Source organism: Winogradskyella sp. (genome assembly GCF_028282165.1).
Lineage (GTDB): Bacteria > Bacteroidota > Bacteroidia > Flavobacteriales > Flavobacteriaceae > Winogradskyella.
The window spans coordinates 1-25,512 of the sequence record NZ_JANQIM010000048.1; the positions used below are offsets into that span (position 1 = coordinate 1).

The 25,512-nt window shown below is 34.7% G+C and carries 24 protein-coding genes and 1 pseudogene; 11 read left to right on the forward strand and 14 right to left on the reverse strand.

Annotation, left to right across the window (positions count from 1 at the left end):
- The 3 genes and pseudogenes from Q0972_RS17500 to Q0972_RS17510 form a co-directional block, all read right to left on the reverse strand.
- Nucleotides 1-2,224, reverse strand: a pseudogene (locus tag Q0972_RS17500) (CUB protein); the annotation flags it as partial.
- A 107-nt stretch (nucleotides 2,225-2,331) separates the two neighbouring features.
- Nucleotides 2,332-3,156, reverse strand: a complete 825-nt coding sequence (locus Q0972_RS17505; protein ID WP_299368556.1) for an ABC transporter permease subunit — start codon at nucleotides 3,154-3,156, stop codon at nucleotides 2,332-2,334.
- A gap of 165 nt (nucleotides 3,157-3,321) precedes the next feature.
- A complete protein-coding gene (locus Q0972_RS17510) occupies nucleotides 3,322-4,221 on the reverse strand; it encodes an ABC transporter ATP-binding protein (RefSeq protein ID WP_299368559.1) in 900 nt (299 codons plus the stop codon).
- Between the two features lie 124 nt (nucleotides 4,222-4,345).
- Here Q0972_RS17510 and Q0972_RS17515 point away from each other — a divergent pair, with 124 nt between their 5' ends.
- A complete protein-coding gene (locus tag Q0972_RS17515; RefSeq protein ID WP_299368562.1) occupies nucleotides 4,346-5,401 on the forward strand; it encodes a hypothetical protein in 1,056 nt (351 codons plus the stop codon).
- A 3-nt stretch (nucleotides 5,402-5,404) separates the two neighbouring features.
- Here Q0972_RS17515 and Q0972_RS17520 read toward each other — a convergent pair whose 3' ends face one another.
- The 4 genes from Q0972_RS17520 to Q0972_RS17535 all read right to left on the reverse strand — a co-directional run bounded on the left by Q0972_RS17520 (nucleotide 5,405) and on the right by Q0972_RS17535 (nucleotide 9,031).
- Nucleotides 5,405-5,926: a hypothetical protein gene (locus Q0972_RS17520; RefSeq protein ID WP_299368565.1), complete on the reverse strand. Its 522-nt coding sequence runs from the start codon at nucleotides 5,924-5,926 to the stop codon at nucleotides 5,405-5,407.
- 183 nt (nucleotides 5,927-6,109) lie between these two features.
- Nucleotides 6,110-7,126 carry a COX15/CtaA family protein gene (locus Q0972_RS17525; protein WP_299368568.1) on the reverse strand — a complete coding sequence of 339 codons (1,017 nt, stop codon included), beginning with the start codon at nucleotides 7,124-7,126 and terminating at the stop codon, nucleotides 6,110-6,112.
- Nucleotides 7,113-7,580: a GNAT family N-acetyltransferase gene (locus Q0972_RS17530; protein ID WP_299368571.1), complete on the reverse strand. Its 468-nt coding sequence runs from the start codon at nucleotides 7,578-7,580 to the stop codon at nucleotides 7,113-7,115. Before Q0972_RS17530 ends, Q0972_RS17525 begins: the two co-directional genes overlap by 14 nt.
- Nucleotides 7,581-7,615: 35 nt before the next feature.
- A complete protein-coding gene (locus tag Q0972_RS17535) occupies nucleotides 7,616-9,031 on the reverse strand; it encodes an HD domain-containing protein (protein ID WP_299368574.1) in 1,416 nt (471 codons plus the stop codon).
- A gap of 128 nt (nucleotides 9,032-9,159) precedes the next feature.
- Between Q0972_RS17535 and asnB the strand changes: the two genes are divergently transcribed.
- Genes asnB through Q0972_RS17550 form a run of 3 tightly spaced genes read left to right on the forward strand, consistent with a single transcriptional unit; the run spans nucleotide 9,160 to nucleotide 12,728 of the window.
- Complete coding sequence (asnB, locus tag Q0972_RS17540) at nucleotides 9,160-11,031, forward strand: asparagine synthase (glutamine-hydrolyzing) (protein ID WP_299368577.1); 1,872 nt, start codon at nucleotides 9,160-9,162, stop codon at nucleotides 11,029-11,031.
- Nucleotides 11,024-11,770 carry a glycosyltransferase domain-containing protein gene (locus Q0972_RS17545; RefSeq protein WP_299368579.1) on the forward strand — a complete coding sequence of 249 codons (747 nt, stop codon included), beginning with the start codon at nucleotides 11,024-11,026 and terminating at the stop codon, nucleotides 11,768-11,770. The genes asnB and Q0972_RS17545 overlap by 8 nt, the downstream gene beginning before the upstream one ends.
- Nucleotides 11,771-11,774: 4 nt before the next feature.
- The gene (locus tag Q0972_RS17550; RefSeq protein ID WP_299368582.1) at nucleotides 11,775-12,728 is read left to right on the forward strand and encodes a hypothetical protein; all 954 of its coding nucleotides are present in this window, start codon (nucleotides 11,775-11,777) and stop codon (nucleotides 12,726-12,728) included.
- On the opposite strand, the gene Q0972_RS17555 is transcribed toward Q0972_RS17550, so the two are convergent.
- Both Q0972_RS17555 and Q0972_RS17560 read right to left on the reverse strand, forming a co-directional pair.
- Nucleotides 12,725-13,393 carry an FkbM family methyltransferase gene (locus tag Q0972_RS17555; RefSeq protein ID WP_299368585.1) on the reverse strand — a complete coding sequence of 223 codons (669 nt, stop codon included), beginning with the start codon at nucleotides 13,391-13,393 and terminating at the stop codon, nucleotides 12,725-12,727. The genes Q0972_RS17550 and Q0972_RS17555 overlap by 4 nt on opposite strands.
- 11 nt (nucleotides 13,394-13,404) lie before the next feature.
- Entirely contained in the window at nucleotides 13,405-14,253 is an 849-nt protein-coding gene (locus tag Q0972_RS17560; RefSeq protein WP_299368588.1) for a glycosyltransferase, read from the reverse strand.
- A 70-nt stretch (nucleotides 14,254-14,323) separates the two neighbouring features.
- On the opposite strand from Q0972_RS17560, the gene Q0972_RS17565 reads away from it, so the two are divergent.
- Nucleotides 14,324-15,097 carry a lipopolysaccharide kinase InaA family protein gene (locus Q0972_RS17565; protein ID WP_299368591.1) on the forward strand — a complete coding sequence of 258 codons (774 nt, stop codon included), beginning with the start codon at nucleotides 14,324-14,326 and terminating at the stop codon, nucleotides 15,095-15,097.
- A 1-nt stretch (nucleotide 15,098) separates the two neighbouring features.
- On the opposite strand, the gene Q0972_RS17570 is transcribed toward Q0972_RS17565, so the two are convergent.
- On the reverse strand, nucleotides 15,099-15,860 hold the full coding sequence (locus Q0972_RS17570) for a glycosyltransferase family 2 protein (RefSeq protein ID WP_299368594.1): 762 nt from the start codon (nucleotides 15,858-15,860) through the stop codon (nucleotides 15,099-15,101).
- 41 nt (nucleotides 15,861-15,901) lie between these two features.
- Between Q0972_RS17570 and Q0972_RS17575 the strand changes: the two genes are divergently transcribed.
- The gene (locus Q0972_RS17575) at nucleotides 15,902-16,723 is read left to right on the forward strand and encodes a glycosyltransferase family 2 protein (protein WP_299368597.1); all 822 of its coding nucleotides are present in this window, start codon (nucleotides 15,902-15,904) and stop codon (nucleotides 16,721-16,723) included.
- A 3-nt stretch (nucleotides 16,724-16,726) separates the two neighbouring features.
- On the forward strand, nucleotides 16,727-17,548 hold the full coding sequence (locus Q0972_RS17580; RefSeq protein ID WP_299368600.1) for a glycosyltransferase family 2 protein: 822 nt from the start codon (nucleotides 16,727-16,729) through the stop codon (nucleotides 17,546-17,548).
- Here Q0972_RS17580 and Q0972_RS17585 read toward each other — a convergent pair.
- Entirely contained in the window at nucleotides 17,545-18,612 is a 1,068-nt protein-coding gene (locus tag Q0972_RS17585) for a glycosyltransferase family 9 protein (RefSeq protein ID WP_299368603.1), read from the reverse strand. The two genes, Q0972_RS17580 and Q0972_RS17585, sit on opposite strands and share 4 nt — an antisense overlap.
- Before the next feature lie 86 nt (nucleotides 18,613-18,698).
- Nucleotides 18,699-19,514: a 2,3,4,5-tetrahydropyridine-2,6-dicarboxylate N-succinyltransferase gene (locus tag Q0972_RS17590; RefSeq protein ID WP_299368606.1), complete on the reverse strand. Its 816-nt coding sequence runs from the start codon at nucleotides 19,512-19,514 to the stop codon at nucleotides 18,699-18,701.
- 608 nt (nucleotides 19,515-20,122) lie between these two features.
- On the opposite strand from Q0972_RS17590, the gene ruvX reads away from it, so the two are divergent.
- The 4 genes from ruvX to mazG all read left to right on the forward strand — a co-directional run bounded on the left by ruvX (nucleotide 20,123) and on the right by mazG (nucleotide 22,682).
- Entirely contained in the window at nucleotides 20,123-20,536 is a 414-nt protein-coding gene (gene ruvX, locus Q0972_RS17595; protein ID WP_299368609.1) for a Holliday junction resolvase RuvX, read from the forward strand.
- A gap of 38 nt (nucleotides 20,537-20,574) precedes the next feature.
- Complete coding sequence (def, locus tag Q0972_RS17600; protein WP_299368612.1) at nucleotides 20,575-21,165, forward strand: peptide deformylase; 591 nt, start codon at nucleotides 20,575-20,577, stop codon at nucleotides 21,163-21,165.
- A 125-nt stretch (nucleotides 21,166-21,290) separates the two neighbouring features.
- The gene (locus tag Q0972_RS17605; protein ID WP_299368615.1) at nucleotides 21,291-21,725 is read left to right on the forward strand and encodes a DUF5606 domain-containing protein; all 435 of its coding nucleotides are present in this window, start codon (nucleotides 21,291-21,293) and stop codon (nucleotides 21,723-21,725) included.
- A 183-nt stretch (nucleotides 21,726-21,908) separates the two neighbouring features.
- Entirely contained in the window at nucleotides 21,909-22,682 is a 774-nt protein-coding gene (gene mazG, locus Q0972_RS17610; RefSeq protein WP_299368618.1) for a nucleoside triphosphate pyrophosphohydrolase, read from the forward strand.
- Nucleotides 22,683-22,913: 231 nt separating this feature from the next.
- Here mazG and Q0972_RS17615 read toward each other — a convergent pair whose 3' ends face one another.
- Both Q0972_RS17615 and Q0972_RS17620 read right to left on the reverse strand, forming a co-directional pair.
- Complete coding sequence (locus tag Q0972_RS17615) at nucleotides 22,914-23,300, reverse strand: hypothetical protein (RefSeq protein WP_299368621.1); 387 nt, start codon at nucleotides 23,298-23,300, stop codon at nucleotides 22,914-22,916.
- Nucleotides 23,301-23,320: 20 nt separating this feature from the next.
- The gene (locus Q0972_RS17620) at nucleotides 23,321-25,408 is read right to left on the reverse strand and encodes a DUF349 domain-containing protein (protein WP_299368624.1); all 2,088 of its coding nucleotides are present in this window, start codon (nucleotides 25,406-25,408) and stop codon (nucleotides 23,321-23,323) included.
- Nucleotides 25,409-25,512: the final 104 nt, after the last annotated feature.

The window sequence follows — 25,512 nt, forward strand, 5'->3', positions numbered from 1 at the left end:
TTCCCGTAACATCGTCATTGAAGAGGTTGATGTTGAATGTTGTAAACCCCTCGGGTATCCCATCTTCGTCGCATTGTACTATGGTGATGTCGTTGGCAATAGGGGCGTCATTGATGATTAGATTAAAACTTCCAGTACTATAACAATCTGTATTATCAATATTTTCAATTCTAACATAAATTGGCTCATTAAAAGGGGTAAGATTTGTGTATGTTAGTGGTAATGTAGCGGTATTATTGTCTGCATCGTCTTGTGTAGAATGAAATGTGATGCTTGTTGCATTTTCATCTTGGTTACCACGTATAATGGGAATTAAATCGCTTAACTCTACAGTTGCAAAACCATCCATTGGGTCATTTTCATTATCACAAAATTCAATATTATTTAATTGTGCAATTTGCGGTGTATTGAACACTTCTAATTCAAAAGAAGTCACATCAAAGCAATTGGTATTATCCACATTGTCTACCCTAACATAAATAGTCTGTGGATTACTTATGTTGGAATAGGGAAAAGAAATTTCGTTCTCAAGATTATTAGCATCATCTATAGTTTCAAAATAACGTACATTATATTGGGATGGATTTTGATTTTGTAAGGCTTCAGTATTTTTGATTGTAAAGTCTAATGCATCAAAAATACCATCGTTACCTATGTCATCACAAACAACTAAATCGGATACAGGGTTAGCTACAGGGATTTCAAATATTCCAACTACAGCATTGCCTTCAATTGGGCAATCGCCATTGTTGGGTTCTACATAAACCTCATAAAATCCAGGAGTATCAATAAACAATTGAGACGAGGTTTCGGTCAGTGGGTTGCCATTAAATGACCAAACATAATCTGCACCTGCAATGTCGTCTGCTTGTAAAGTATAACTATTACCTTCACAAAGTTTTAGTTCTGTGGTACTGACACCATTTCTAATGATATCAATTTGTGAATTAAATAAGGATTGGATAAAAGGGGGCAGGCCAATACGGCTTAAGTTTTGATTAGTTCCATTAACATCTAAAAATACGCCTTCTTCGTCATAATCTGCTGCCAAACCATCTGCTTCTGGATTATTTATCACTCCAAGGTAGAAACCAGTGGGCTGACCTGAATTTAATAGGGCGAAATTTAATTGTGCCCTATAAATGCGCCTATCAACTCCTAATTGTAAAGCTCCAGCGCTTATAGTATTTGAAGTATGGATAACTTGTAGGGAATTGGGTATGTCTGTACTCTCTAAATCCCATTGTAAGACTTGGCTGGCACCACCACCACCTGGGCCAAATCCTATAGTTGCATAGGCTTTTCTGTTTTCTGCAGAAAATTCTACACCATAAGGGCTATTGTTATTTTGAGCACTATATAGTTCAATAGGATTTGATACTAGACCGGTATCATTATCAAAATCGAATAAGTAGATACTGCCTCCGGCATTTCCGCCTAGAGCAGTTGATTCACCAAAGTTTGCGGAAATTAATTTAGTACCGTCTGGAGAAGCTTTTAGATACCCTAAGGCATTACGTCTGTAACCTTGTATTGGGATATTTGGCCCCACTACAGATGTTACGGGGTTTGGATCAACGCCATTTTCATCTATTTTAAAGGCGTAGAACGTATCAGCAAAATGCGTGATGACCCAAAATGAAAAACAATCGTCTGCTTTAACAGCGGTAATTTTTTCCGAGCATTTTAATTCTGATGCCAATGGATCGGTAGTATCGTAGGTAATTAGAGGTACATTTTTTTCAACAGCATCTACAGCACCCAAACCACCATCATCTAGAATGTTGATTCTGGAATACATTAAACCGTCGTTAACACCGTCATTAGCCACCGAATTCGGGAAACTAGAAGTATTATCATGATGTGGTTCATCCACAGTAAAGATGTAATAAAAATCTGGATCTTGAGGTTTAGGAACAATAACTCCAGAGGAGGTACTTGAATCATCTCCTCTGAGACCAGTTCCGTTAAGCATAATTTGGTGATTTCTATTCCATACTATACTACCATCAGAATAAAACAGGAGGTTTCCATCTGAATCAGAGATGGATGTACAACCTTCCAAGGTATTGATTTGCCCATTAGTTAAAGCTGTAACCGTGTTATTATTTGTATCAAAACGGACACCAGCATTACGTCCAAAATACCAGTATGAGGCTTCATTTTGCCCAAAAATGGGGCAAGACATAACGGTTAAGAGAAATATAAAACCTATCTTTTTCATAACATCTTTAGTGTAGTACACTCAAGTATCAATACCTATATAACAACTAGAACTCTTATTTTCCCAGTTTTAGTATTGAAATTAAATAGCAATAGCTATCAAAGATATTACAAATCTCTCTTTTTTAATAATCGATAAGATAAAAAGATAAAAAGTGCAGACCAACCCAAGACAATAGCGATTTCGTACCAATGTACCGCGTAATCGTAAATGATATCGGTTTTTTCTGGGAATTTAGTCATGACTATACGTTGAATTGGCTGATCTATTAGTTTATACATGGATTGAACGGGGAAGAAATTAAAAATCTTTTCTGGCAGATCACCGTCAATTTTCCATTCCATAAGTCCATAAATAATGAGCTCTAAAATCCAAGTTATAAATAAGAAACCTAATGCAAAAGCTGACCGTTTTAGCAACATTCCGAAGAATAAACATAGACTAAAGAATCCTACAAGTTTTACAAAGTATGCTAATAGGAACTCTACTTCTCTAAATATAATGGATGCTTCAGTGTAGCTAGAATAATACAAGCCAATTAAAAATGAAGCAACGCCGATTAATAATGTAGCACATAATGAGAAAAAAACGATAGTGTAAAACTTAGAAAGGATAAATTCTTTTTTACTCAGGCCATCGATGAGATTCTGCTTCAATGTTTTATTACTGTATTCGTTACCAATCATACTCACTACGACGATGGCAAAGAAAAACTTAAAATATGAGGCAAAAAACGTAGTGATATGCCAGATAATTGGAAAATTGAAAATACCCAGTTCGCCCAATTCCAACGTAAAAAAACCAAAGAAATTAATCTTTATGGATGAAAGTATTAATACCGTAAACGGTAATAAAAAGGATATAAAAATAAGGATTCGACTTACTTTATTGAGCCAAAGTTTTTGTAGTTCTAATTTAACGAGACGTAACATATAATATCGATTGGTTTTGCATAAATCTTTACAAGAATTATGTTATTTTTTTGACCCTTTAATTTTACTTTGATGCTTCGACTGTACTTACGGTATAGTTTCAGCTACAAGTGTGACTCAACACAGGTAATCTCAGTGTCTACACTTAGGGTAAGTTGGTTTATTTTAGTTTAAATTATCGGTTAATTGTAAAAACTGTTCTTCAAGGCTTTCTTTTCGTTTTACTAAATGAGACAATACAATACCTTTGTCGAACATGAGTTGATTAAAATCTGGAGCTGACATCGGTTGATTTAAAAATGCGGTGATTAAATCACCTTCTACTTTTAGTTTTCCAAAGTTAGAATCGGCTTTCAGTAACTTCAATAATTCATCATTTTTTTCGGTTTTCAATTCAAAGAAACCATGACTGTTAATCATTTCATCCACACGACCTGAGTATAATTTTTCGCCTTTTCTCAAAACTACGACATGAGAACACACCTTTTCTACTTCGTCCAACAGGTGAGAGGCCAACAGAATAGTTGTACCATTTGCTGCTATTTCCTTAATGATCTGTCGTATTTGGTGAATCCCTTGAGGATCTAGTCCATTTGTTGGTTCGTCTAGAATTAGAATTTCTGGGTCGTTAAGAAGTGCTGATGCAATGGCCAAACGCTGTTTCATCCCCAAAGAATAGGTTCTAAACTTATGATCTTTTCGGTCTAGTAAACCTACAATATCTAGTTTTTCTTCAATCTTGCTATGATCTACACCTTTTATTCTACAGACCAGTTTTAGATTTTGTTCTGCAGACATATAAGGATAAAAGTTGGGACGTTCTATGATAGCACCAACTTGTTTTAGGGCATCATGGGTAGTGGTATTACCATCAAACCAATGAAAACCTCCACTGGTTTTATTCACAACATTAAGTACTATACCAAGCGTTGTGGATTTACCGCTTCCGTTAGGTCCTAATATGCCATAGACATTACCTTTGTTAATGGTAAAACTTAAATCTTTTACGGCAGTTAAGTGGCCAAATTTTTTCGTTAGATTGTTGATTGTAAGGATTGGCTCCAAGATATGATCGGTTTTTAAAGATTGATTGGTTCTACAAAATGCTAAATTATTTATAGCTTATGTAGTTAAGACGAAATCTATTAAAATTTGTTACAATTTTTATTAAAAGCATTACATTTAAGCTATGGAAGAAGATGTAAAAATATCGAAAAAAAAGCCTTCCTATCCGGTTTCGAAGGCTTTAGATACTTATCTGTCTAATTACGGAAGAAACATTGATTTACCAATTTTTTATTCTGACTTATTGCGTTTTCAGGGTGCAGTAGAAATATATAATGATAAAGATGAGGACACGTTATGGATTAGAGTGTATTACAATGAATTTGATAGGGATGAGATAAACAGAAGTTTAAAAAAAGTCTATTCGCATCTCATTTCTGACGGTGGCGAATGGATTTTAAAATACCTCAATGTAGATGCTATTGATTTCTGTACATTCGGTAATTCAAAACCCTTTAGGATAAAGGTGAGAAACATTTTAAATGATAACTATACTTATTTTTATGTGAAGAAAGCCGATGCTTCGCGAATTTATGGTTTAGAACTTGAACACATGCTATCTCCATATAGTATCAACTTTTTAGTTTGTAGGGATACCTTGATTGAAGAGCATATTTCGGGTATTCCGGGTGACGAGTTTATTAAGAATAGTTTGGACAATTGTTTGGATTCTGAAAAAGCTCAAATTGCCAAGGAGTTTGTTAAGTTTAATGAACGGTCTATGATTAGACTATTAGGTGATATGCGCTCTTATAATTATGTTATCATACCAATTCATGATTTTGACCACGTAGTATTTAAAATTAGGGCAATTGATTTTGATCAACAATCCTATGAGGGGAATTTAAAGATCTATATGCCTCAGTTTTTTAAGGAAAATTACAAAATGGTACAATTGGTCCAAGATAAAATACAAAATGAGTCTATTGAGCAATATAAGATCGAAGAGCGTTCTATCGTAGCAAAACGTATTATTAGTTTTCAGAATAGGGTTGATGCACTATTGAAATGTATGGTCTCAGACGAAATATCTAATGAAAAACATATAACAAGGCTAAAAGAAGACATTTATAACTATACGCTCGATGTTAACTTTAAGAAAAGTAATACTATGGGCGAAATTGTTAAAAATGCTCTGGATTTTGTAAAAAGGAATTATGAGAGCGTTAAGGCGAGATAGTGCCTAATTCCAGTTTTCATCAAAATCCAAATCTTCGTAGTCATCTACACCAATGTCATCATCATCCAGATAGTCCCCATAGCTATCGGAATCATCTGTGTTGAACATTTTTTCTGGTGCCTCGTCTGGAATTTGCCCGTGCACAAACATTAAATTTGGATAGTCAGTTCCAACAGCTTCATCTACGATCTCGGCGAGCTCAACAAAGAAGGTCCACATATTCAAAAAGTCATATACATAAATGAGCTTCGGTGATGCTTCATGCACTACATCCTTTATAAGTGTTGTGCTCATCATTTTAACTTCGTTACCAGCCTCACTCATATCGAACATAGCTATTTCCTCACCTTGGTTCCATTGTTCATCACTGATATAAAAAGATGCCATTTCCATACCATCAAAACCAAAGGATTGTGTAATGATGTTGTGAAGATCTTCCATGGTATCTGTTTCACGTATTTCTAAATCGCGAAACACATCGTCTTCTGTATCGTTATCTAAGATGACTCTAAATCTGTAAATCATAGTGCAAAGATAATGGAATGCATTTGAATGTTGAAAATTTGATCGCTTCTTCGTTGATATGTTTAGAAGTTGATTTGTTATTGCGTTTTGTGGTTTATAGTTTTTACTAACTACTAACTACTAACTACTAACTACTAACTACTAACTACTAACTACTAACTACTAACTACTAACTACTAACTACTATTTACTAAAGCGATGTAATGTAAAAACCATACTGCTCAACAAAATAAAGGCGCCAACCTGATGCAATACGCCTAACCAAACAGGTACTGCAAGTAAAAGGGTTAAGACACCTAGTAAAAATTGAAAACCAACAATTATTAAAAGACTGTTGACTCCTTTTTTCTGTAAGATTGTTAAATCGTTTCGTGTGGCTTTGTACCATATTGCCAAAATCAATATGACTACGACATAGGCTAAGGTTCTATGAACAAATTGTACGCCACTCTTACCTTCAATAAAATTGAGATAAGTTGGGCTTTGTTCAATATATACGGTTTCGTGAATCAGTTTTCCTTCGCTCATAAATGGCCAGTGATTGTGTATCCAACCGGCATCTAGGCCAGCTACAAAAGCACCATAAATAATCTGAACAACTAAAACAACAAGGCCAATTCTTATAAAATTGCGTAGCTTTTTGTCAATTTCTTTTTTGTTAGGAAATATTAAGTCTAATGCTACCCAAAACGTATAAGCAAAAGTGAGGAATGCCGTAGTTAAATGCGCAGCTAATCTGTAATGGCTTACATCTGGTCGGTCAACCAAGCCACTTTTTACCATATACCAACCCAAAAACCCTTGAAAACCTCCCATTATTAAAAGTATAATGGCTTTCTTAATTGTTGATTTACTCAATTGTTTTCGGATTAAAAAATAAACAAAAGGAATGATAAACACCAAGCCAATAAAACGACCAATCACTCTATGAATCCACTCCCAAAAGTAGATATCCTTAAAGTCTTCTAAGGACATACCGTAGTTGAGCTTTTGGTATTCGGGATATTGCTTGTAAAGGTCAAATGCTTCGTTCCATTCCACTTCATTCATAGGCGGAATAACTCCAGAAATAAGTTTGTAATTAGAAATTGATAATCCTGAATGTGTTAATCTGGTAATACCGCCAACAATGACCATGATAAAGATTAAAACACATCCCGTAAGTAACCAATAAATAACAGCTTTATTATCCTTTTTCATTTTTCAATAATTTTTTTTCAAAACACAGACTATTTTCCATCACTATGTACTGACCATACTTTGGGATGGAGACGTAATTACATTTTTTATAAAAATTAACAGCTTCTACTTGCCGTTTTCCAGTCTCTAATACGGTTGATGTGTATCCTAATTCGGATGCCCAAGTTTCCAATTCTTGGAGAAGGGCTTTAGCGATACCTTTTCCTCTTTCTTCAGGTAAGGTATACATGCGTTTAATTTCTACCTTAGAGGCATCAAAAGGCTTAAATGCACCACATGCAATAGGCTTATTGTCTGAATACGCCATAACAACATGCTTAAGATTATCAATAGAATTATATTGATTATAGAAATCGTGCTCATCTCCATCGGTAATTTTCAGATAGGCATCCAATTGTTTTACCAATTCAATAAAATCTTTATGATTTGAATCTGTTCTTAAAATGTTCATCATATCTTAAATTCCAAATTCCTTGATTTCGTCAATCGTCAATCATCAATCGTCAATCCTAAGGCTTTTCCTTTTTTTAGCATTAATTCGAAAGCAGCTTTATGCTCATTAGGTATTTCGCCTTCGAGAATCGCTTCTTTAATAGCTTCTTTAATAATGCCAATTTCTTTTGAAGGCTGAAGATTAAACGTTTTCATTATCTCTTCTCCGGTTACAGGTGGCTGAAAATTTCTAATCCTGTCGCGTTCTTCAACTTCAACTATTTTTTCCCTAACCAATTTAAAGTTGTTATGGTATTTTTTAAATCTTTTAGGGTTTTTAGTGGTGATGTCTGCTTCACACAGGGTCATTAAATCATCAACATAATCACCAGCATCAAATACCAAGCGTCTTACAGCAGAGTCTGTAACATCGGTTGCCAGTATAATTGGCCTTGAACTCATCAATACCATCTTTTGAACAAACTTCATTTTGTCATTCAATGGCATTTTGAGACGTTTAAAAAGTTTATACACCATTTTAGAACCTACAAATTCATGGCCATGGAATGTCCAACCGATTTTTTGATTAAACTTTTTTGTAGGGGCCTTACCAATATCATGCAACAATGCTGCCCAGCGTAACCATAGATTATCTGTGGTTTTTGTAATATTATCGACAACTTCTAGAGTGTGGTAGAAGTTATCCTTATGGCGCTGACCTTCTACTTCGTCGATCCCTTTTAGGGCTGTAAGTTCTGGCAATATATAATCTAACAGACCTGTTTTTTCTAAAAGCTTGAATCCGATTGAAGGTTTATCGCTTTCAATAATTTTATGCAGCTCGGTAACGATGCGCTCTTTTGAGATGATCTTAATTCTATCTTTATTTGCTGATATGGACTTTAAAGAGTGGTCCTCTATTTTAAAATTCAATTGCGTCGCAAAACGAATAGCTCGCATCATACGAAGGGGATCATCACTGTATGTGATATCAGGATTTAAAGGAGTACGAATAATACCTCTATCTAAATCATCTATACCATTAAAAGGATCTAAAAGGGCACCAAAATTTGATGTGTTGAGACTTAGTGCTAAAGCGTTGATGGTAAAATCGCGTCGGTTTTGGTCATCTTCCAAAGTACCATTTTCAACTACAGGATTTCTGCTATCTTCATTATAACTTTCTTTGCGCGCACCGACAAATTCAATTTCAATATCATTACAGCGCAACATAGCGGTTCCATAAGTCTTAAAGATTTGAACTTTTGGTTGATTAGTTAAATTCTTTGAGACTTGTTGAGCTAGGTCTATACCGCTTCCTATGGCAACAATATCTATATCTTTTGCATTACCGCGCTCTAACAGGTAATCGCGGACAAAACCACCAATAACAAAGCAGTCTAACTGTAATTCTTCAGCAGACTTGCAAATAACAGAGAATATCTCATGTTTTAAGGCCTGTTTGTGGTTCATGTTACCGTTCTAAATTTTGATGTGCAAAGATAAAATATAAGGAGCGTATTGTAAATTAATTTAAATGAATAATGTTTAGATTTTTTCACTTGATATAAATGACTAAGTTTGCCATAAATTAATACTGTATGTGTGGCTTTGCCGGATATTTGACGTTTTCTAATCGTTACGACAGCTCTGTTATAACTTCTATGGCTAATGTTTTGGAGAAGAGAGGTCCAGATGATAGTGGTGTTGAACTGTTTAATGAGGCTGGTTTTCAGTTGGCTTTGGGCCATAGACGCCTGTCTATTATAGACATTAGTACCTTAGGTCATCAACCTATGAATTATAAACATTGGTGGATTGCGTACAATGGTGAGGTTTATAATTTTGATAATATAAAAACCGAGCTTTCCAACTTAGGTCATGTGTTTAAATCCTCTAGTGATACCGAAGTTATTCTTCATGCTTTTGATGAGTGGGGAATAGATGCAATACACAAGTTTATTGGCATGTTCGCCTTTGTTATTTACAATCAAAAAAATCAAGAGCTTACATTGGTCAGGGATAGGGTTGGAGTTAAACCTTTATACGTTTATCAAGACGATAATACATTAATGTTTGCATCCGAGCTTAAATCGTTTTTGGAGTATCCAGAATTTAACAAAAGTATTAACCATGATGCGGCTTATCAGTTTTTTAAATATGGCTTTATACATGCCCCAAACACAATATATAAAAACGCCACTAAGCTAAATCCAGGGAGTTACCTAACGTATAACATCAAAACGAGAGATATACGACAGAAAAGCTATTGGAATATCTTAGATTTTTATAAAAAGCCAACATTACAAGTGTCTTACGAAGATGCAAAATCTCATATAAAGCAATTGATGCAGGATGCTTTCAAATTACGTATGGTGTCTGATGTGCCTGTAGGTGTTTTTTTAAGTGGAGGATATGATAGTGCTTTAGTAACCGGAGTTTTGCAAAGTGAAATGCAAAGCAAGCTAAAAACATTTACCATAGGATTTGACAATAAAGCTTATGATGAAAGCGCTTATGCTGAACGTGTAGCCGATCATTTAGGTACCGAACAACATACGTTTATCTGCTCTGATGAAGAGGCTTTAGATATTATTCCAAAATTAGCAAGCTATTACGATGAGCCTTTTGCAGACCCGTCAGTAGTGCCAACCATGCTGCTAAGTGAGAAAACGAGAGAAAAGGTTACCGTATCACTGTCTGCCGATGGAGGAGATGAACTGTTTTTTGGCTACAATAGATATTCTAAAATCCATAGATATTATGGCAGACTCAAAAAACTATCGGTCTTGGGCTTTGCATTGGGATTAATGTCAAAATTTAAGAAGAAAAACACGATCAAAAAACCCCTATATGCTCATAATGTGTTTAAGAAGAATAGTATACAGCAATTTTTGGATTCCGTTCTTCAGAAATATAAGGATAGTTACTTAAAGACTGTTGTATTAAAAGGGAGACCTATAAAAACGAATTTTGACAAGTCATACACAGGTGTTTTTAAGTTTAAAAAATTATTGGCTATAGATGCAACAACTTATATGCCAGACGATATTTTAGTGAAAGTCGATAGAGCTACTATGGCTTACAGCCTAGAAGGAAGAGAACCACTTTTGGATCATAGGATTATTGAATATGCTGCACAATTGCCTTTCGAATATTTGTATGATACTGGGACAAAATCCAAAAAGCATATTCTTAAGGGTATTTGTCATGACTATATCCCAAAAGCTATAATGGACAGAAAGAAAGTGGGATTTACACCTCCATTAGCAGAATGGTTGCGCAAAGATTTAAAAGCTTTCGTGATTAAAACTTTAGATGCTAAAGAACTCGAGAAGCACGGTTTTTTGAATATCAATAAGTTTCAATCGGAGTTAGATAGGTTTCTAAAAGGTGATAACAGGTACTACGATTTGGTATGGAATGCACTGGTTTTTCAACTGTGGTATAAAAAATGGATAGAAAATGAGTAAGAGAATTGTCGTTTACACCGCAGTATTTGGAAACTATAGTGGCTTAATACCACAACCAAAATTGCCCAATATTGATTTTATCTGTTATACCGACCAAGATATTTCAGCCAAAAATTGGAAAGTAATAAAAGTAGATCCGCCAGTAGCAAATGACAATACCCGAAGTAACCGTTGGTATAAAATCTTACCACATAAACATCTATCGGATCAGTATGACGTAAGCGTTTACATAGATGGCAATATTTGGGTTTTAAAAGATATAAATGAACTGATCGAAGAAAAGATGGCCGTTGCGAAAATGGCTTGTTTTGATCATAATCAGAATATTGGCGACAAACGAAATTGTATTTATGAGGAGTATAAGGCCATCATAGAAGATGGGAAGGAAAGGGGCATTTATAAGGACGATCCAGACACTATGAAGAAACAGATGGAGCGCTTTAGGGAAGAAGGCTATCCGGCAGATAATGGACTTATAACAGCGCCCATCTTAATACGAAAGCACTCAGATAAAGAAATCATAAAAGTTATGGAGGCTTGGTGGCATATTGTAGCTAATGAGAGCAAGCGAGATCAGCTTAGCTTTAATTATGTGGCCTGGAAGCTGAATTTCACAGATTATACCATTATTGATGGTCATGTAAGAACGGGTAATCCTTGGTTCTATACGATTTCGCATAGAAAGAACTACACTTTCAAAATGTTTAAAATTAAACTCAAGAAGTTTTTAAAAGGTTAATATTTTGAAAATAACATTAATAACGCTAGACAATTGGGGCTTTAATGCTTATGTAGTTAAAGAGCTCAAAAATCAAGGACATAATGTCAATCATATCGATTACGACAAATTTAGGTATGAATATCCATCATATTGGAAACGAGTAACAAACTTCTTGTCTAAAACGATCCTAAGAAAAAATATTAAGAAAGAAATACTGCATCAAGAAATAATCAAGCGCATCGATACACTAGAAAAGCAAGATGTTATTTTAATGATAAAGGCCGACTATTTATTGCCAAAGACCATTCAGGAAATTAAGCCCAAATGTAGTAGATTCATAAGTTTCTTTAATGATAATTATAAGAGGGCAAAAAACATAAAAAATGTATACCCATATTTTGATCGTGTTTTTTCGTTTGAAAAAGAAGACGTTCAAACCTTTGGCTTTCAGTTTATAACTAACTTTATATACAGGGAATTGCCTCTTAAGAACGAGAGATTAAATAATGCCCTGTTTAATGTGTCATCATATGATTTAGAACGCTTAAAGGTCATTGAAAACATAGCATATCAATTAGATCTTATAGATGAGGATTATGCCATTTTTAGTATTGGCAAAAAAGCAAAAGCGTATCAGCACAACACTAATATCAATTACACGACTACAAAGCTGAATCTTGTTGAAATTGAAAAGTATGTTGAAGACACTATGGCGTTGTTAGATGTGCATAGAGATAACCAAAATGGTCTAACATTTAGGGTTTTTGAGAGCCTGGGTTACAAAAAGAAATTGATTACAACAAATAGGGATATCGTTAACTATGACTTTTACGACAGTAATAACATATTAGTTGTGGACAAGAACAATGTTGAAATACCAAAATTATTTTTTGAAACACCTTACAAACCAGTTCCAGAAGAAATTTACAATAAATACACCTTAAGACATTGGTGTAAAACAGTTTTAAATGCCTAGTGCCAAAGCGCAACCCTTGAGCCTAGTTTTCTTAATTGCTTAACAAGAGACTTTCCTAGGTTATAATAGTGTTCTTCTTGATCCTTAAAATATTGATGATGGAACTCTATAAACATAAAGTCTACATGTTTGGCAGCCTCAGTCTTAATTAAATCTTCGAGAACAGTATATTCTGAGGATTCAATATCCATTTTAATAATTATTTGATCATATGCATTGGCTTTGTCCTTAATAAGCTTAGATAGTGAAATGGCTTTAACAGTAATACTATTTTCAGTATCGGATTCGTACTTTTTACTGTTGTGATCTTTAATGACAGAGCCACCATCTGAAGTAGCACCTTTTTCGTTTTCGACCAAACCAAAAAAACTTAGATCATCTTCATTTATCCAAGCAGCGGCTTCAATAAAATTGATGTTATTTACAGATTTAAACTTTTCCCTCAAAACCGTCATACAATTTGGGTTTGGCTCAATCAAATATGTGTCGTACAAACTTGACTCAAAATATTGACTAAAGAAGGTATATCCTTGCCCTAAGTTAGAACCGCAGTCTAAGAATAACCCTTGGCCAGATTGCTTTCTTAATCGAGCAGGGTAGCGCTTTAATGCGTTATCTATTTTACGCTGATTTAGTCGTTTTCTTAAAGATTTTAGTAGTCCCATGTATTTTTGATTTATGTACGATTATTATAAAACCCTAGTCTTTTCTTAAGATTTTTAAAGTGATAACTCCAGTAGGAAGAGATATAATTAGCTATACTTTCCAATTTCCATTTGTTTTCGCTTTTTATGTGCTGATCAACATAATCCATTTTCTCCTTCGAGATCTTAAAATCTTTAAAAAAGTCCTTATGGGTCACATTTCCAAAACCTGTAAATTTGTTGACCTTATTTTCTTCGTGAATTATTGATGTCCAGATACTTTCATCTTTAATCTGTAAAATGTTGGACTCATATTTCCAATGATTATGTGGTATGCTCCAAATGGTTTTTGGATCTTTGTTAATCTCAATGAGAGAGGTAAAAGGATTGTATTGATGGAGTTTAAATCCTAATTTTACTTCGGGCAGTATCTGCAATGTATATCCTTTAATATAATCGATAGCCATGAAGTCTTGTCCATTAAATTTTTTCTGAACACTATTAATGTAATGTTGGCCTAAGCAATCATCATTGTCTAACCTTGATGTTATAATATAATCTTCAGAGCAAGAATTAATGTAAGACTTTATCGACGGCAAGAATGCATCCATGCCATCAACAAAAAAGGGTTTAAAATTAGTTAATTCTTGTTCTACATTTTTTATGACGGTCCTAAACTCATCTTTGGTTGAGGTGTCAAAAAACACCAGCCACTCAAAGTTCGTGTTAGTTTGAGACATAACACTCGGAACACAAAAATTTAAAAATAAATCGAATCTGTTTTTATGCCATTCATCCGTTAGGACATCTACTTTATTCTTATTGGTTTTCCAATCCGACTTTTTTAGATTAAAACGTGTAATGAGATAATGCTTAAACATAAGTGACTGTTAGTTGTTGACAAATTTAAAGAATTAAATACCTACTTTTGCAGCCAAATAAGCGCTATTTATGTCTGTAATAATTCATATTCACAAGAATTCGGTATTGACGTCAGAATCTATTCAATTGATGTTGGGCAAGTTTTCTAGTGAGGGTGAGTTAATCGGAACAGGTTACAGAAATGTTATAAAGATTTTAGATATAGATGGTGAGCATTATAACATTAAAGCGTTTAAAGTTCCTAACTTACTTAACAAATTAGTATACCGTTTCTTTAGAAAGAGTAAAGCAGAACGTTCATTTTTATATGCGGAACGGTTGCTGGAGTCTGGTGTTTTAACCCCAAGTCCAGAAGCTTACGTTGAGCACGCAACATTCTTTTTCTTTGGTAAGAGTTACTACATTACTAAGCAGCTCAATTACGATTTTACGATTAGAAAGCTCATTGACGAACCAAAATGCGATGACTACGATAATATTCTAAGGCAGTTTACTCGGTTTACCTTTCAGTTACACGAAAAAGGAATTCACTTTTTAGATCATTCTCCGGGAAATACGTTGATTATAAAAAAAGGTAATGAATATGAATTCTATTTGGTCGATCTTAACCGAATGGAATTTAAAACCTTGAGTTACGACGAGCGGCTAGCCAACTTCGCACGCCTGTCACCAAAAGATTACATGCTAGACATTATAAGCGATGAATACGCGAAGCTCATTAATAAATCACATGAGGAGGTACGGGAACGTATGTATTATTTTTCCAAGAAGTTTTCATCCAGTTTTAACAAGAGAGAAGCTTTTAAAAAGAAGTATTACTTCTGGCGAAAGAAAAAAAAATAGATTAGCTCTTGGCTCTATAGAGTCCTCTAAGTTTGTAATATTTCAAGTAAGTGATTTTGCCAGTTTGGTAGCAAATTCTGAATCCATTCTTACCATCCAAAAAGCCAAGCCTGAGAAAGTAGGCTTTAAAGAAAGCCCAAGATGGGTTCCATAACAATTTCCAAAAAGGAGCTGTCTTTCTATTGTCGAAATAGGCTTTAGCCGCTATACTAGAAAAGTATTCTGTTTTTTTGTCCATTTCGTCATAAGTTTGGTAGGTCCAATGCAGAATATCTCCTTTTAAATGACCCGTCTTAGCTTTTGAATTATATAATTGTACATTATCATGTGGATTAATGCCTTTCCACTCTGCTTTGGTTTTATCGAAAACGCGTAACTTTTTGTTAGGGTACCAATCTGAATATTTTATCCATTGTCCGCAGAAATTATTAAAGCGATTAGCATAATAGCCATCATATTGCCAATTGCCTTTTGAATTTATAATAGATTGTTGAAGTTGTTCGGATAAGGCTTCATCACCATCTAATGAAACCACATGGTCATAAGCAGTTTGTTTTAGGGCAAAATTCTTTTGTTCTACATAACCAAGAAATTTTTGCTCTATAAACTTTACGTTATATCGTTGGCATATAGTTTTGGTCTGGTCTGTAGAAAAGGAATCCACAACGACAATCTCATCAACAACATTGACCAATGATTGTAAACATTTTTCAATGTTACGTTCTTCATTAAAGGTAATGATCACACCAGATAGTTTTAGCATAAATGTAATTTCAGTGTTGTAAAAGTAGTATTTTTGTAGTTATGCAACCATCATTAAAAGCATCTGTAATTATTAGTACTTATAATCAACCAGATTGGTTGAATTTGGTGTTGTATAGTTATGATATTCAAACGTATAAAGGTTTTGAAATTATTATAGCAGACGATGGTTCGGATGAGAAAACCAAAGCCATTATTAATAGATTTTCGGAATCGAGTAAACTCAATGTGATTCATGTTTGGCAAGAGGATAATGGTTTTCAAAAGACAAAGATTCTTAATAAAGCTATTGTAGCTTCAAATGCGGATTATCTTATTTTTACGGATGGTGATTGTATAGCCCGAAAAGATTTTGTAGAAACGCATCTAAAATTAAGTCAGCCAAACTGCGCGCTCTCTGGAGGCTACTTTAAGCTTACAGAAAAGATTTCTCATGCCATTACAAAGCATATTATCCTTAAACAAAAGTGTTTTGATAAGCATTGGCTTTTAGCAAAAGGACAACCAGATAGTTTTAAATTGAATAAATTAACGAAGCTAAGATTTAAAGCAAAATTGTTAAACCTCATTACAACAACAAAGGCAACCTTTGATGGTATGAATGTATCTTGTTACAAAAAGGATATTTTAGCTGTAAATGGCTTTGATGAGCGAATGCAATATGGTGGTGAGGATAGAGAGGTTGGCGAACGAATGATGAACAATGGTGTTCGGTTTTTGCAAGTTCGTTATAGTACGATTTGTGTACATTTGCACCACGAAAGGCCTTATAAACGCATCGACTCTGAAGCCGAAAACCAGAAAATAAGATCGGCAACAAAGCAAAACAGAGAGAAGTGGACTGCGTACGGTATAAACAAATAAAGAATGCAAAAACCAGAAATTTCAGTCATCATAAGCACCTATAATTCTGAGGAATGGCTAGAAAAAGTCTTGTGGAGTTATGAGACACAGACGTTCAAAGATTTTGAAATGGTGGTTGCAGATGACGGTTCTAAACAACCAACATTCGATCTTATCGAAAAAATGAAATCACTAGTCAGTTATTCTATTATTCATGTGTGGCATGAGGATAACGGCTTTCAGAAATCCCAAATTCTAAATAAAGCAATCTTGGCCTGTAATGCCGATTATATTTTAATGAGCGATGGTGATTGCATGGCCAGAAAAGATTATGTAGAAGTACATATTAATGAGCGCGAAGAGGGTTATTTTTTGTCTGGTGGTTACTTTATGCTTCCTATGCATATTTCAAAACTGATTACCAAAGACGATATTATATCCCAACGCTGTTTTAATGTGAAATGGCTGAAGTCCCACGGATTAAAATCGTCATTCAAGAATAATAAGTTGACTGCTAAGGGATTAACAAGTCAATTTTTAAATACTGTAACACCAACAAACGCAAGTTGGAATGGTCATAATGCTTCGGGTTGGAAAAAAGATATCATGGCCATTAATGGATTTGATGAGCGTATGCAGTACGGCGGGCAAGATCGCGAGCTAGGTGAGCGTCTGTTTAATTATGGATTAAAGTCTAAACAGATTCGCTATAGTGCCGTATGTCTTCATTTAGATCATCCTAGAGGCTATAAGACCAAAGAATCCATAGATAAGAATCTAGCAATTAGAGCCACTACCAAAAAGGAAAATCGCAAATGGACCGAATTTGGTATAAAGAAGGATTAGTTCAATCGCTTTAAAAATGCCTTGATTTCATCTTCAAAAAAAGAAGGCTTAAATTCTTCGTATAAGATAGAAGCTTTTGATTTTAGTTGTTTGGGATGGGACACATCTTTATAAATATGTTCTTTATAGTCTTTTAGATGCACGGAAACATGTTTCACACCATCATCAAACATATTCCAGGCTTCTTTTTTAATCCACGGCGAAAAAATGGTGAACGTTGGTATGTAAAGTGCCTTAGCCATATTTATGGCACCACCTTCATTACCTATTAGTGCATTGCAATGCGATGTAATTGCTAAAAAATCCCTTAAGCTTTTTCCAAAAACGTCAAAGAAAATATGCGATTTGGTTTCGAGCAGGCATAATTCAAAAATGGCTTTTGCATCACGCTCTTGCTTGGGTATATAGTTGAATAGAATCTGACTTTTAGGTTGTTCTTTAGCAATGGTGTCAATCACTTCTGCCATGTATCCAAAAGGATAGGTTTTATTTTGTCCACTGCCCAAAACTCCAATCATGAAAAGCGGTTTTTTTAAATCTATACCACTAGATTCTAAAAACTGCTTAGCATTGCTTTTTTCGCCTTCGGTGAGATAGATTTTTGGCCTCACAATTTTACTAGTATCAATATCTAATGGTTCTAGTAACTGCAACCTATTTTCAATAGCTAAACCTGCATTGGTTTTTGCCTCAGGATTATTTTTAAAAGTATGATTGTAAATCAAAGAGTTACGACCTTTATCTATAGATATTCTTATTGTTGCTTTAGATCTTAAGGTGATAATATTGCTAGACAGCAATGCATAAACATCTATAACAACGTCAAATTTTTCTAATCGTAACTGATTGGCAAACTGCCAAAGCTGACGTTTGCTTTTTTCGTGCCTTGGTGTAAAAAAATGGAATTGATCTATAAAAGGATTTCCCTCAACAACAGGATAGGTATGCGAATTTAAAACATAATGTAATTCTGCTTCAGGATATTTCTGTTTAATAGCTTCAAACAAAATGCTTGTAGCTAAAACATCACCTATCATTTTTTGTTGTATAATTAGAATTTTCATATCGAAAACAAAATCAAAAATCCCAAGACCTTAATTCCAACGGTAAGTATTTGGGATTTGTCAATTGTTATTTAGCCTTTTTTAAGCTAAACTGCAACATCGTACTCACGCAGTGCATCATTCAAAGATGTTTTCTTATCGGTACTTTCTTTACGCTTGCCAATAATTAAAGCGCATGGTACTTGAAATTCACCTGCTGCAAATTTTTTAGTATAGCTTCCAGGGATTACCACAGATCGTGCTGGGACTACACCTTTCATTTCAACAGGTTCATCACCAGTAACATCAATAATTTTTGTACTCATTGTCAGTACCACATTGGCACCAAGTACAGCTTCTTTTTCTACGCGAACACCTTCTACAACAATACAGCGACTACCAATAAACGCACCATCTTCGATTACTACAGGTGCTGCTTGCAATGGTTCAAGAACTCCACCAATACCTACGCCACCAGATAGGTGAACGTTTTTGCCAATTTGGGCACAACTACCTACTGTTGCCCAAGTATCTACCATAGTACCTTCGTCTACATAAGCTCCAATATTAACGTAACTTGGCATCATAATGACACCTTTAGAAATATAAGCACCATGTCGGGCTACTGCATGAGGGACAACTCTTATTCCTTTTTCTTCATAGTTACGCTTTAAAGGAATTTTATCATGATACTCAAAAATACCAACCTCAAAGGTTTCCATTTTTTGGATCGGGAAGTAGAGTACTACCGCTTTTTTAACCCATTCGTTAACCTGCCATCCATCTACAACGGGTTCAGCTACTCTTAAGCTCCCAATATCAATGAGATCAATAACCTTTCTAATAGCTTTATTAGTTTCTTCGTTTTTTAGTTGTGAACGATCATTCCAGGCATTCTCTATTATTTGTTGTAATTCTTTCATATGAAAACAGTAGTGAATTTTGCCCCAAAGATAAGTTGATAAAGAGGCTAAAGGAAAAAAATTTTTAAAAATTGTGACTTATCTTAAAAATAGGTGTCTCAATACTGTTAGATATGATGATGACTTGTACTATATAAGTTTGTCTGAGAATTTAATTAATAGCTAATTATTTGAAAACTCCTCTCCCCTTAATTTGAGGAGTTTTCTTTTTCGTAAAACTATAATATTGAAAAATTGCAAAGCAAGGCATTCAATATAACTAGTTAAACGAATCCCGCTCTCGCAGTAGGATCTCATAATTATAATCAGGCAAATCTAAAAATTGTGACCTTATGATTTTTCTTGTGTCTTAAAAGCGTAATTAACGTGATTTATTTATAGAGGGTAAAAAAATCATAGACTTAATTAATAACTAATTTTAAAAACGCTTCTTTTTATGAGGAAGCGTTTTCTATTAGTGGAACTTGATTTTGAAAAGTATATAAAGACGCATTCAAAATTTTAATTGAACTAATCTCGATGACACATCGGGATCTTCTTCAAATAAGCGTTGAATAAGATATTAATGAAAACTTCAGCTTACATTCTTTAATATGTATCTTTGCAAAATGGGACGAATTCTTGCCATAGATTATGGAACAAAACGTACTGGTATAGCTGTTACCGACGAGACGCAAATCATAGCTTCTGGTTTAACTACAGTTGAGACTAAGGACCTACTTCAGTTTCTGAAAGATTATATAGCTACAGAGGACGTTGAGCTATTTGTAGTAGGTGAACCAAAACAGATGGATAATACGGCATCAGAAAGTGAAATTTATATTCAAAAGTTTTTACAAGAACTTGTAATGACAATTCCAGATATACCTGTCGAGCGCGTAGATGAGCGTTTTACATCTAAAATGGCATTTCAAACCATGATCGATAGTGGATTGAAGAAAAAACAACGACAAAATAAAGCCTTGGTTGATGAAATCAGTGCTACCTTAATACTACAAAGTTATTTGGCTTCAAATTCTTAAATAAGAATTGTACTTTTGCACCCGAAAACAGATAGATTATGATATTACCAATTGTTGCATATGGCGATGCTGTACTAAAGAAGAAGGCGAAAGAAATCGATAAGGATTATCCAAATCTAAGTGAGCTCATTGCAAATATGTACGAGACCATGTATGGAGCCTTTGGTGTTGGTCTGGCAGCACCGCAGATTGGTTTGCCTATTCGTTTGTTTTTAGTAGATACTGAGCCCTTTTCTGGCGATGAGGACCTACCCGATGAAGAAAAAGAACAATTGAAGAGCTTTAAGAAGACATTTATTAATGCTAAGATTTTAGAAGAGGACGGTGATGAATGGGCTTTTAATGAGGGCTGTTTGAGTATTCCGGATGTGCGGGAAGATGTCTTTAGACAACCTAAGATTAAGATTCAATACCAAGATGAAAATTTTGAAACCCATACTGAAGAATACGATGGCTTAATCGCTAGGGTTATTCAACATGAATATGATCATATCGAAGGCATTTTGTTTACCGATAAACTATCCTCATTTAAAAAGCGTTTGATAAAAGGAAAATTGACCAATATTTCGAAAGGAAAAATTAAAATAGATTACAAAATGCGCTTTCCTGCTATGAGCAAAAAGCGTTAAATACAATAATAAAGGGTTGTCTCCTTGAGCGTGTCACACTGAGCGTAGTCGAAGTGCTGTCGAGGGGTAAAAGAGCAGGCGAGCCAAAAGGCTTAGACCGCACTCAGCCTAACAAAAAAAATGATATGAGCTTAGACAAAATTTTAGCTATTTCTGGTAAGCCAGGATTATATGAAATCGTTACACAGACCAGAACGGGGGCTGTAGTACAGTCGTTAATTGATAAAAAGCGTATTACGGTTGGAGCACACAGCAATATCAGTATTTTAAGCGAAATAGCTATTTATACTTTAACTGAAGAAGTCCCTTTAAGAGACGTGCTTAAAAAAGTGATGGAAAAGGAAAATGGCCAACCTACTTCTATAAGCCATAAGGATAGTAAGGATATTTTAGAAGAATACTTTTTTGATGTTTTACCAGATTATGATGAAGATCGCGTGTACGCTTCCGATATTAAGAAGGTCATTCAGTGGTATAATTTACTTCAGAAAAATAGTCTTTTAACCTTATTAGAGACCGAAGAAGAAGAAAAAACCGTTGTATCCGAAGAGGAAGAATAAATTAATGGTTGGTTCGAGTGTCCCGATTATGGTCACTGAGCTTGCCCGTGCTGAGCGTGGTCATTGAGCAAAGTCGAAATACAGTCGAAGCATCGAAGTGAAACGTCGGGATGTATCAAGAACATTTAGGGATATCAAATTGACGAATTTCCTGTAATTTAAATTACTTACCATATAGAACATATGTCAGACAAAACAGCCCAACTTAAAGCCTTTGAACGTTTGCTGGTTATTATGGATGAGTTGCGAGAGCAATGTCCATGGGATAAAAAGCAAACTATGGAATCGCTTCGCCATTTAACCATTGAAGAAGTTTATGAACTTGGTGATGCAATCTTAGATCATGACTTGGATGAGGTAAAGAAAGAGTTAGGTGATGTACTATTACATATCGTTTTTTATTCTAAAATTGGTAGCGAGACAAAGGCTTTTGATATTGCAGATGTTTGCCATAGTATATGTGATAAGTTGGTAGAACGCCACCCTCATATTTACGGTAATGTAAAGGTTGAGAATGAAGAAGATGTAAAGCGTAATTGGGAGCAGTTAAAACTTAAGGAAGGAAAGAAAAGTGTGCTTGAAGGTGTGCCGAGAAGTTTGCCTGCTATGGTAAAAGCCAATCGTATACAAGACAAGGTCGCTGGAGTAGGTTTTGATTGGGAACAGCCCGAACAGGTTTTTGAAAAAGTAGAGGAGGAGCTTGCAGAGCTAAAATCTGAAATAGCAAAAGGTAACAAGGATACTATAGAAAATGAGTTTGGTGATGTACTGTTCTCTATGATTAATTATGCACGCTTCTTGAAAATCAATCCCGAAAATGCCCTAGAGCGTACTAATAAAAAATTCATAAAGCGCTTTCAATATCTAGAAAGCAAATCTAAAGCTCTTGACAAACCATTAAAAGATATGACCTTAGCAGAAATGGATGTTTTTTGGGAGGAAGCTAAATCCTTATAGCCTCTGTCATTCCTACGAAAGTAAGAATGATAATAAGTAGTTTTTGTTAAATTTCTAAAAAAAATTATAACTAAACATCCAAGTTCAATTAACAGACGTAGATAAATATATAAAAGCAAAATGTTTTTATAATCTTAGTAGAAATCTTAATTATTATTAAGCGGTTATAATTAAGGTTAATTTAGTTTAGTTAGGGCAAAACCCATCTGTAAGCCACAGATGGGTTTTGATTTATAATTGATCTTTATAGTATTCATCATAATGGTGAGTGAATTCGGATTTCATTATTTCAGAGTTAATGCCCCCAAACTGAATTTCTGTTTCATTTTCTTTTTCGAAAACTGTTATTGAACCTCCCCAACCTTTTAGTTCTTTGTCGTTTTCTTTTAAGACTTTTAGCATTGGGATTATAGCAGTATCTATAAATTTGTGGTTAGGCTCATCATGATTGATAGGTATATTTCTTTTTAAACAAAATGACTTAATAAATTCATACGGAGATTCTGTATTTATAAATGTAATTTTGCCATGCACCACTCCCATTGGAACATCTGCAAACTCGAACAGCGTTTTTCCAATTAGAATTCCATCAAGGAATATTGAATAGATTTTTGCCAATTAAGGTTTCGTAAATTTGCTTAACTATACATCCCACGGATCTTAGCCAATTTAGCTTTCCAGGTTTCTAGTTCTTGTTTATGCTTATCAATGTTCTTTAAAACCTCTTTGACCAATGGGTTGGTCTCATCGACATTAGAGAAAAACTGTAAGTTGTTCTCCAATTGGGTAATTTCAGATTGAACTTCGCCGATTTTCTTTCGGATAAAATTCTGCTCGTTATCCAATAGTCGTGTATCTTCATTATTACTGGCCAGATTTTCGAGCTTACTTTCAAACTTTACCATGTCTAGTTTCGACTTATCCATTTTAAGTTTATCAAAGGCTTCATCAATAGCTTTGTAAAACTTCCCGTCGATATAGCGTTTATTTTGCGGTACATAGCCAATGGCTTTCCAATCGGCAATTCTTGCTTTTAAGGTTTCAACATCAGCTTTGTTATCTCCACTGAACTTCATAGCCTTTAATTCGTCCAATAGTTTTACTTTTTTATCAAACGCATCATACAAATGCTGATTTTCCGCTTTACGCTGGGCATGCATTCTGTCAAAGTAGTAATTACAGGCATCTTTAAATTGCTTCCAAATTTTATCGCTATCCCGCCTTGGGACGTGTCCTATCTTTTTCCAATCGCTTTGTATTTTTTTCATTAAAGGAGTCACCACAGCAAAGTCATCACTATCCTTATTTTCTTCGGCTATCTTAATCAGCTCACGTTTCTTTTGAAGATTTTCGTATTGGTCTTTCTTTAGTTCTTTATAAAACTTATTTTTTCCGCGATTAAAGGTCCTTACGGTGTCCTTAAATTTGGCCCAAGTGGCTTCGTTAACCTTTAAAGGTACTTTACCTGCATTGAAAAAGGCTTCTCTTAAGGCTTCAACTTCTCTAATTTTTTTCTGCCATGCGCCATGCGAATTAGCCGTATCGTCAGCAATGGCTTGTATTTGAGAGATGATTTCTTCTTTCTTTTTAAGATTCTTTTCATAGGCCTTATCGAGATCTGCATAATAAGCCTGGCGCTTGTCATGTATGGTTTTAGTAGCCTTGCTAAAACGCTCCCAAATTTCTTCTCGGTGTTCTTTAGCCACAGGACCTAGCTCTTCTTTCCATAATTTATGAAGTACCTGTAATTCTCTAAAAGACCTATTAATATTATCATCTTTAACCAGTTCCTCGGCACGTTCTATGATTTTTAACTTTTGCTCATAGTTGTGCTTAAAGTCCATATCTCGCAAATCGTTATTGAGATGTAAGAAGTCATAAAAGCGCTCTACATGATGGTGATAGGTGTTCCAAGCATTGTTGTATTTGTCTCTTGGAATGGGACCTGCATTGCGCCATTTTTCTTGAAGGTCCTTAAAATGCTTGTAGGTCGTATTGATGTTTTCTTCAACATTCAACAAGCCTTTTATTTCTTCGATAATTGCTAATCGGTTATCGAGATTTTGCTTTAAGTTTTGCTCGCGTTCTTTGTAATAAGCATTAATAGCCTGCTTGTAATCTTTATATAATTGGTTGAACAGCTTTTTGGAATCGTTGGTGTAATAGAAGTCTATTTCGTTACCACCTTCATTCAGGAATTCTTCTTTTTTCTCTTCAACAAGTTGGTTGAATTTCGCATTGAATTCAGCCTTAATTTGATTGACCTGTTTTGATATGGTCTGAATCTTATGATGCTTTAAAAGTCGATTCAATTCCGTTGCCAGATCTTGCATAGACATGGCATGATAATCTTTTTCTTCTACTTCGTGGCGTTCTGCATTGGCTTCATCTTCAGCATCTTCAGCGTTAGAAGCTTCAATTTCGGCATGTGCTTCAGAGTCGGTAACTTCTGCAATATCAGAAGTGACTTCCCCAACCGTTTCCAAGTTTTCATCTTTAGCTTCATCTTCGGCATCTTCAGTATTTGAAGCTTCAATTTCGGCTTGTACTTCAGAGTCAGTAACTGCTTTAACATCAGATGTGACTTCTTGAGCCGTTTCTGTGTTTTCGATATCGGCTTCAACTGTATTTTCGACTTTAGTAGTCGTTTCTTCTTTTAGAGTAGTGTCTTTAGTTTCTACTTCTTTTTTTCCATCTGCTTCTTGCAGGTTATCATTCTCAGACATGAGTCATATAATTTTATTAGGATGTTAAAGATACTAACAACTCATTGAACTACAAAGGAAATAAAAGTTGAGCTTGGCTTATTAATTATTTATGAGGGCGTTTT

Coding starts and splice junctions, on each gene's coding strand:
- Q0972_RS17505 (WP_299368556.1), bottom strand. CDS start 3,156: ATGTTACGTCTCGTTAAATTAGAACTACAAAAACTTTGGCTCAATAAA.
- Q0972_RS17515 (WP_299368562.1), top strand. CDS start 4,346: ATGGAAGAAGATGTAAAAATATCGAAAAAAAAGCCTTCCTATCCGGTT.
- Q0972_RS17520 (WP_299368565.1), bottom strand. CDS start 5,926: ATGATTTACAGATTTAGAGTCATCTTAGATAACGATACAGAAGACGAT.
- Q0972_RS17525 (WP_299368568.1), bottom strand. CDS start 7,126: ATGAAAAAGGATAATAAAGCTGTTATTTATTGGTTACTTACGGGATGT.
- Q0972_RS17530 (WP_299368571.1), bottom strand. CDS start 7,580: ATGATGAACATTTTAAGAACAGATTCAAATCATAAAGATTTTATTGAA.
- Q0972_RS17535 (WP_299368574.1), bottom strand. CDS start 9,031: ATGAACCACAAACAGGCCTTAAAACATGAGATATTCTCTGTTATTTGC.
- asnB (WP_299368577.1), top strand. CDS start 9,160: ATGTGTGGCTTTGCCGGATATTTGACGTTTTCTAATCGTTACGACAGC.
- Q0972_RS17545 (WP_299368579.1), top strand. CDS start 11,024: ATGAGTAAGAGAATTGTCGTTTACACCGCAGTATTTGGAAACTATAGT.
- Q0972_RS17555 (WP_299368585.1), bottom strand. CDS start 13,393: ATGGGACTACTAAAATCTTTAAGAAAACGACTAAATCAGCGTAAAATA.
- Q0972_RS17560 (WP_299368588.1), bottom strand. CDS start 14,253: ATGTTTAAGCATTATCTCATTACACGTTTTAATCTAAAAAAGTCGGAT.
- Q0972_RS17565 (WP_299368591.1), top strand. CDS start 14,324: ATGTCTGTAATAATTCATATTCACAAGAATTCGGTATTGACGTCAGAA.
- Q0972_RS17570 (WP_299368594.1), bottom strand. CDS start 15,860: ATGCTAAAACTATCTGGTGTGATCATTACCTTTAATGAAGAACGTAAC.
- Q0972_RS17575 (WP_299368597.1), top strand. CDS start 15,902: ATGCAACCATCATTAAAAGCATCTGTAATTATTAGTACTTATAATCAA.
- Q0972_RS17580 (WP_299368600.1), top strand. CDS start 16,727: ATGCAAAAACCAGAAATTTCAGTCATCATAAGCACCTATAATTCTGAG.
- Q0972_RS17585 (WP_299368603.1), bottom strand. CDS start 18,612: ATGAAAATTCTAATTATACAACAAAAAATGATAGGTGATGTTTTAGCT.
- Q0972_RS17590 (WP_299368606.1), bottom strand. CDS start 19,514: ATGAAAGAATTACAACAAATAATAGAGAATGCCTGGAATGATCGTTCA.
- ruvX (WP_299368609.1), top strand. CDS start 20,123: ATGGGACGAATTCTTGCCATAGATTATGGAACAAAACGTACTGGTATA.
- def (WP_299368612.1), top strand. CDS start 20,575: ATGATATTACCAATTGTTGCATATGGCGATGCTGTACTAAAGAAGAAG.
- Q0972_RS17605 (WP_299368615.1), top strand. CDS start 21,291: ATGAGCTTAGACAAAATTTTAGCTATTTCTGGTAAGCCAGGATTATAT.
- mazG (WP_299368618.1), top strand. CDS start 21,909: ATGTCAGACAAAACAGCCCAACTTAAAGCCTTTGAACGTTTGCTGGTT.
- Q0972_RS17620 (WP_299368624.1), bottom strand. CDS start 25,408: ATGTCTGAGAATGATAACCTGCAAGAAGCAGATGGAAAAAAAGAAGTA.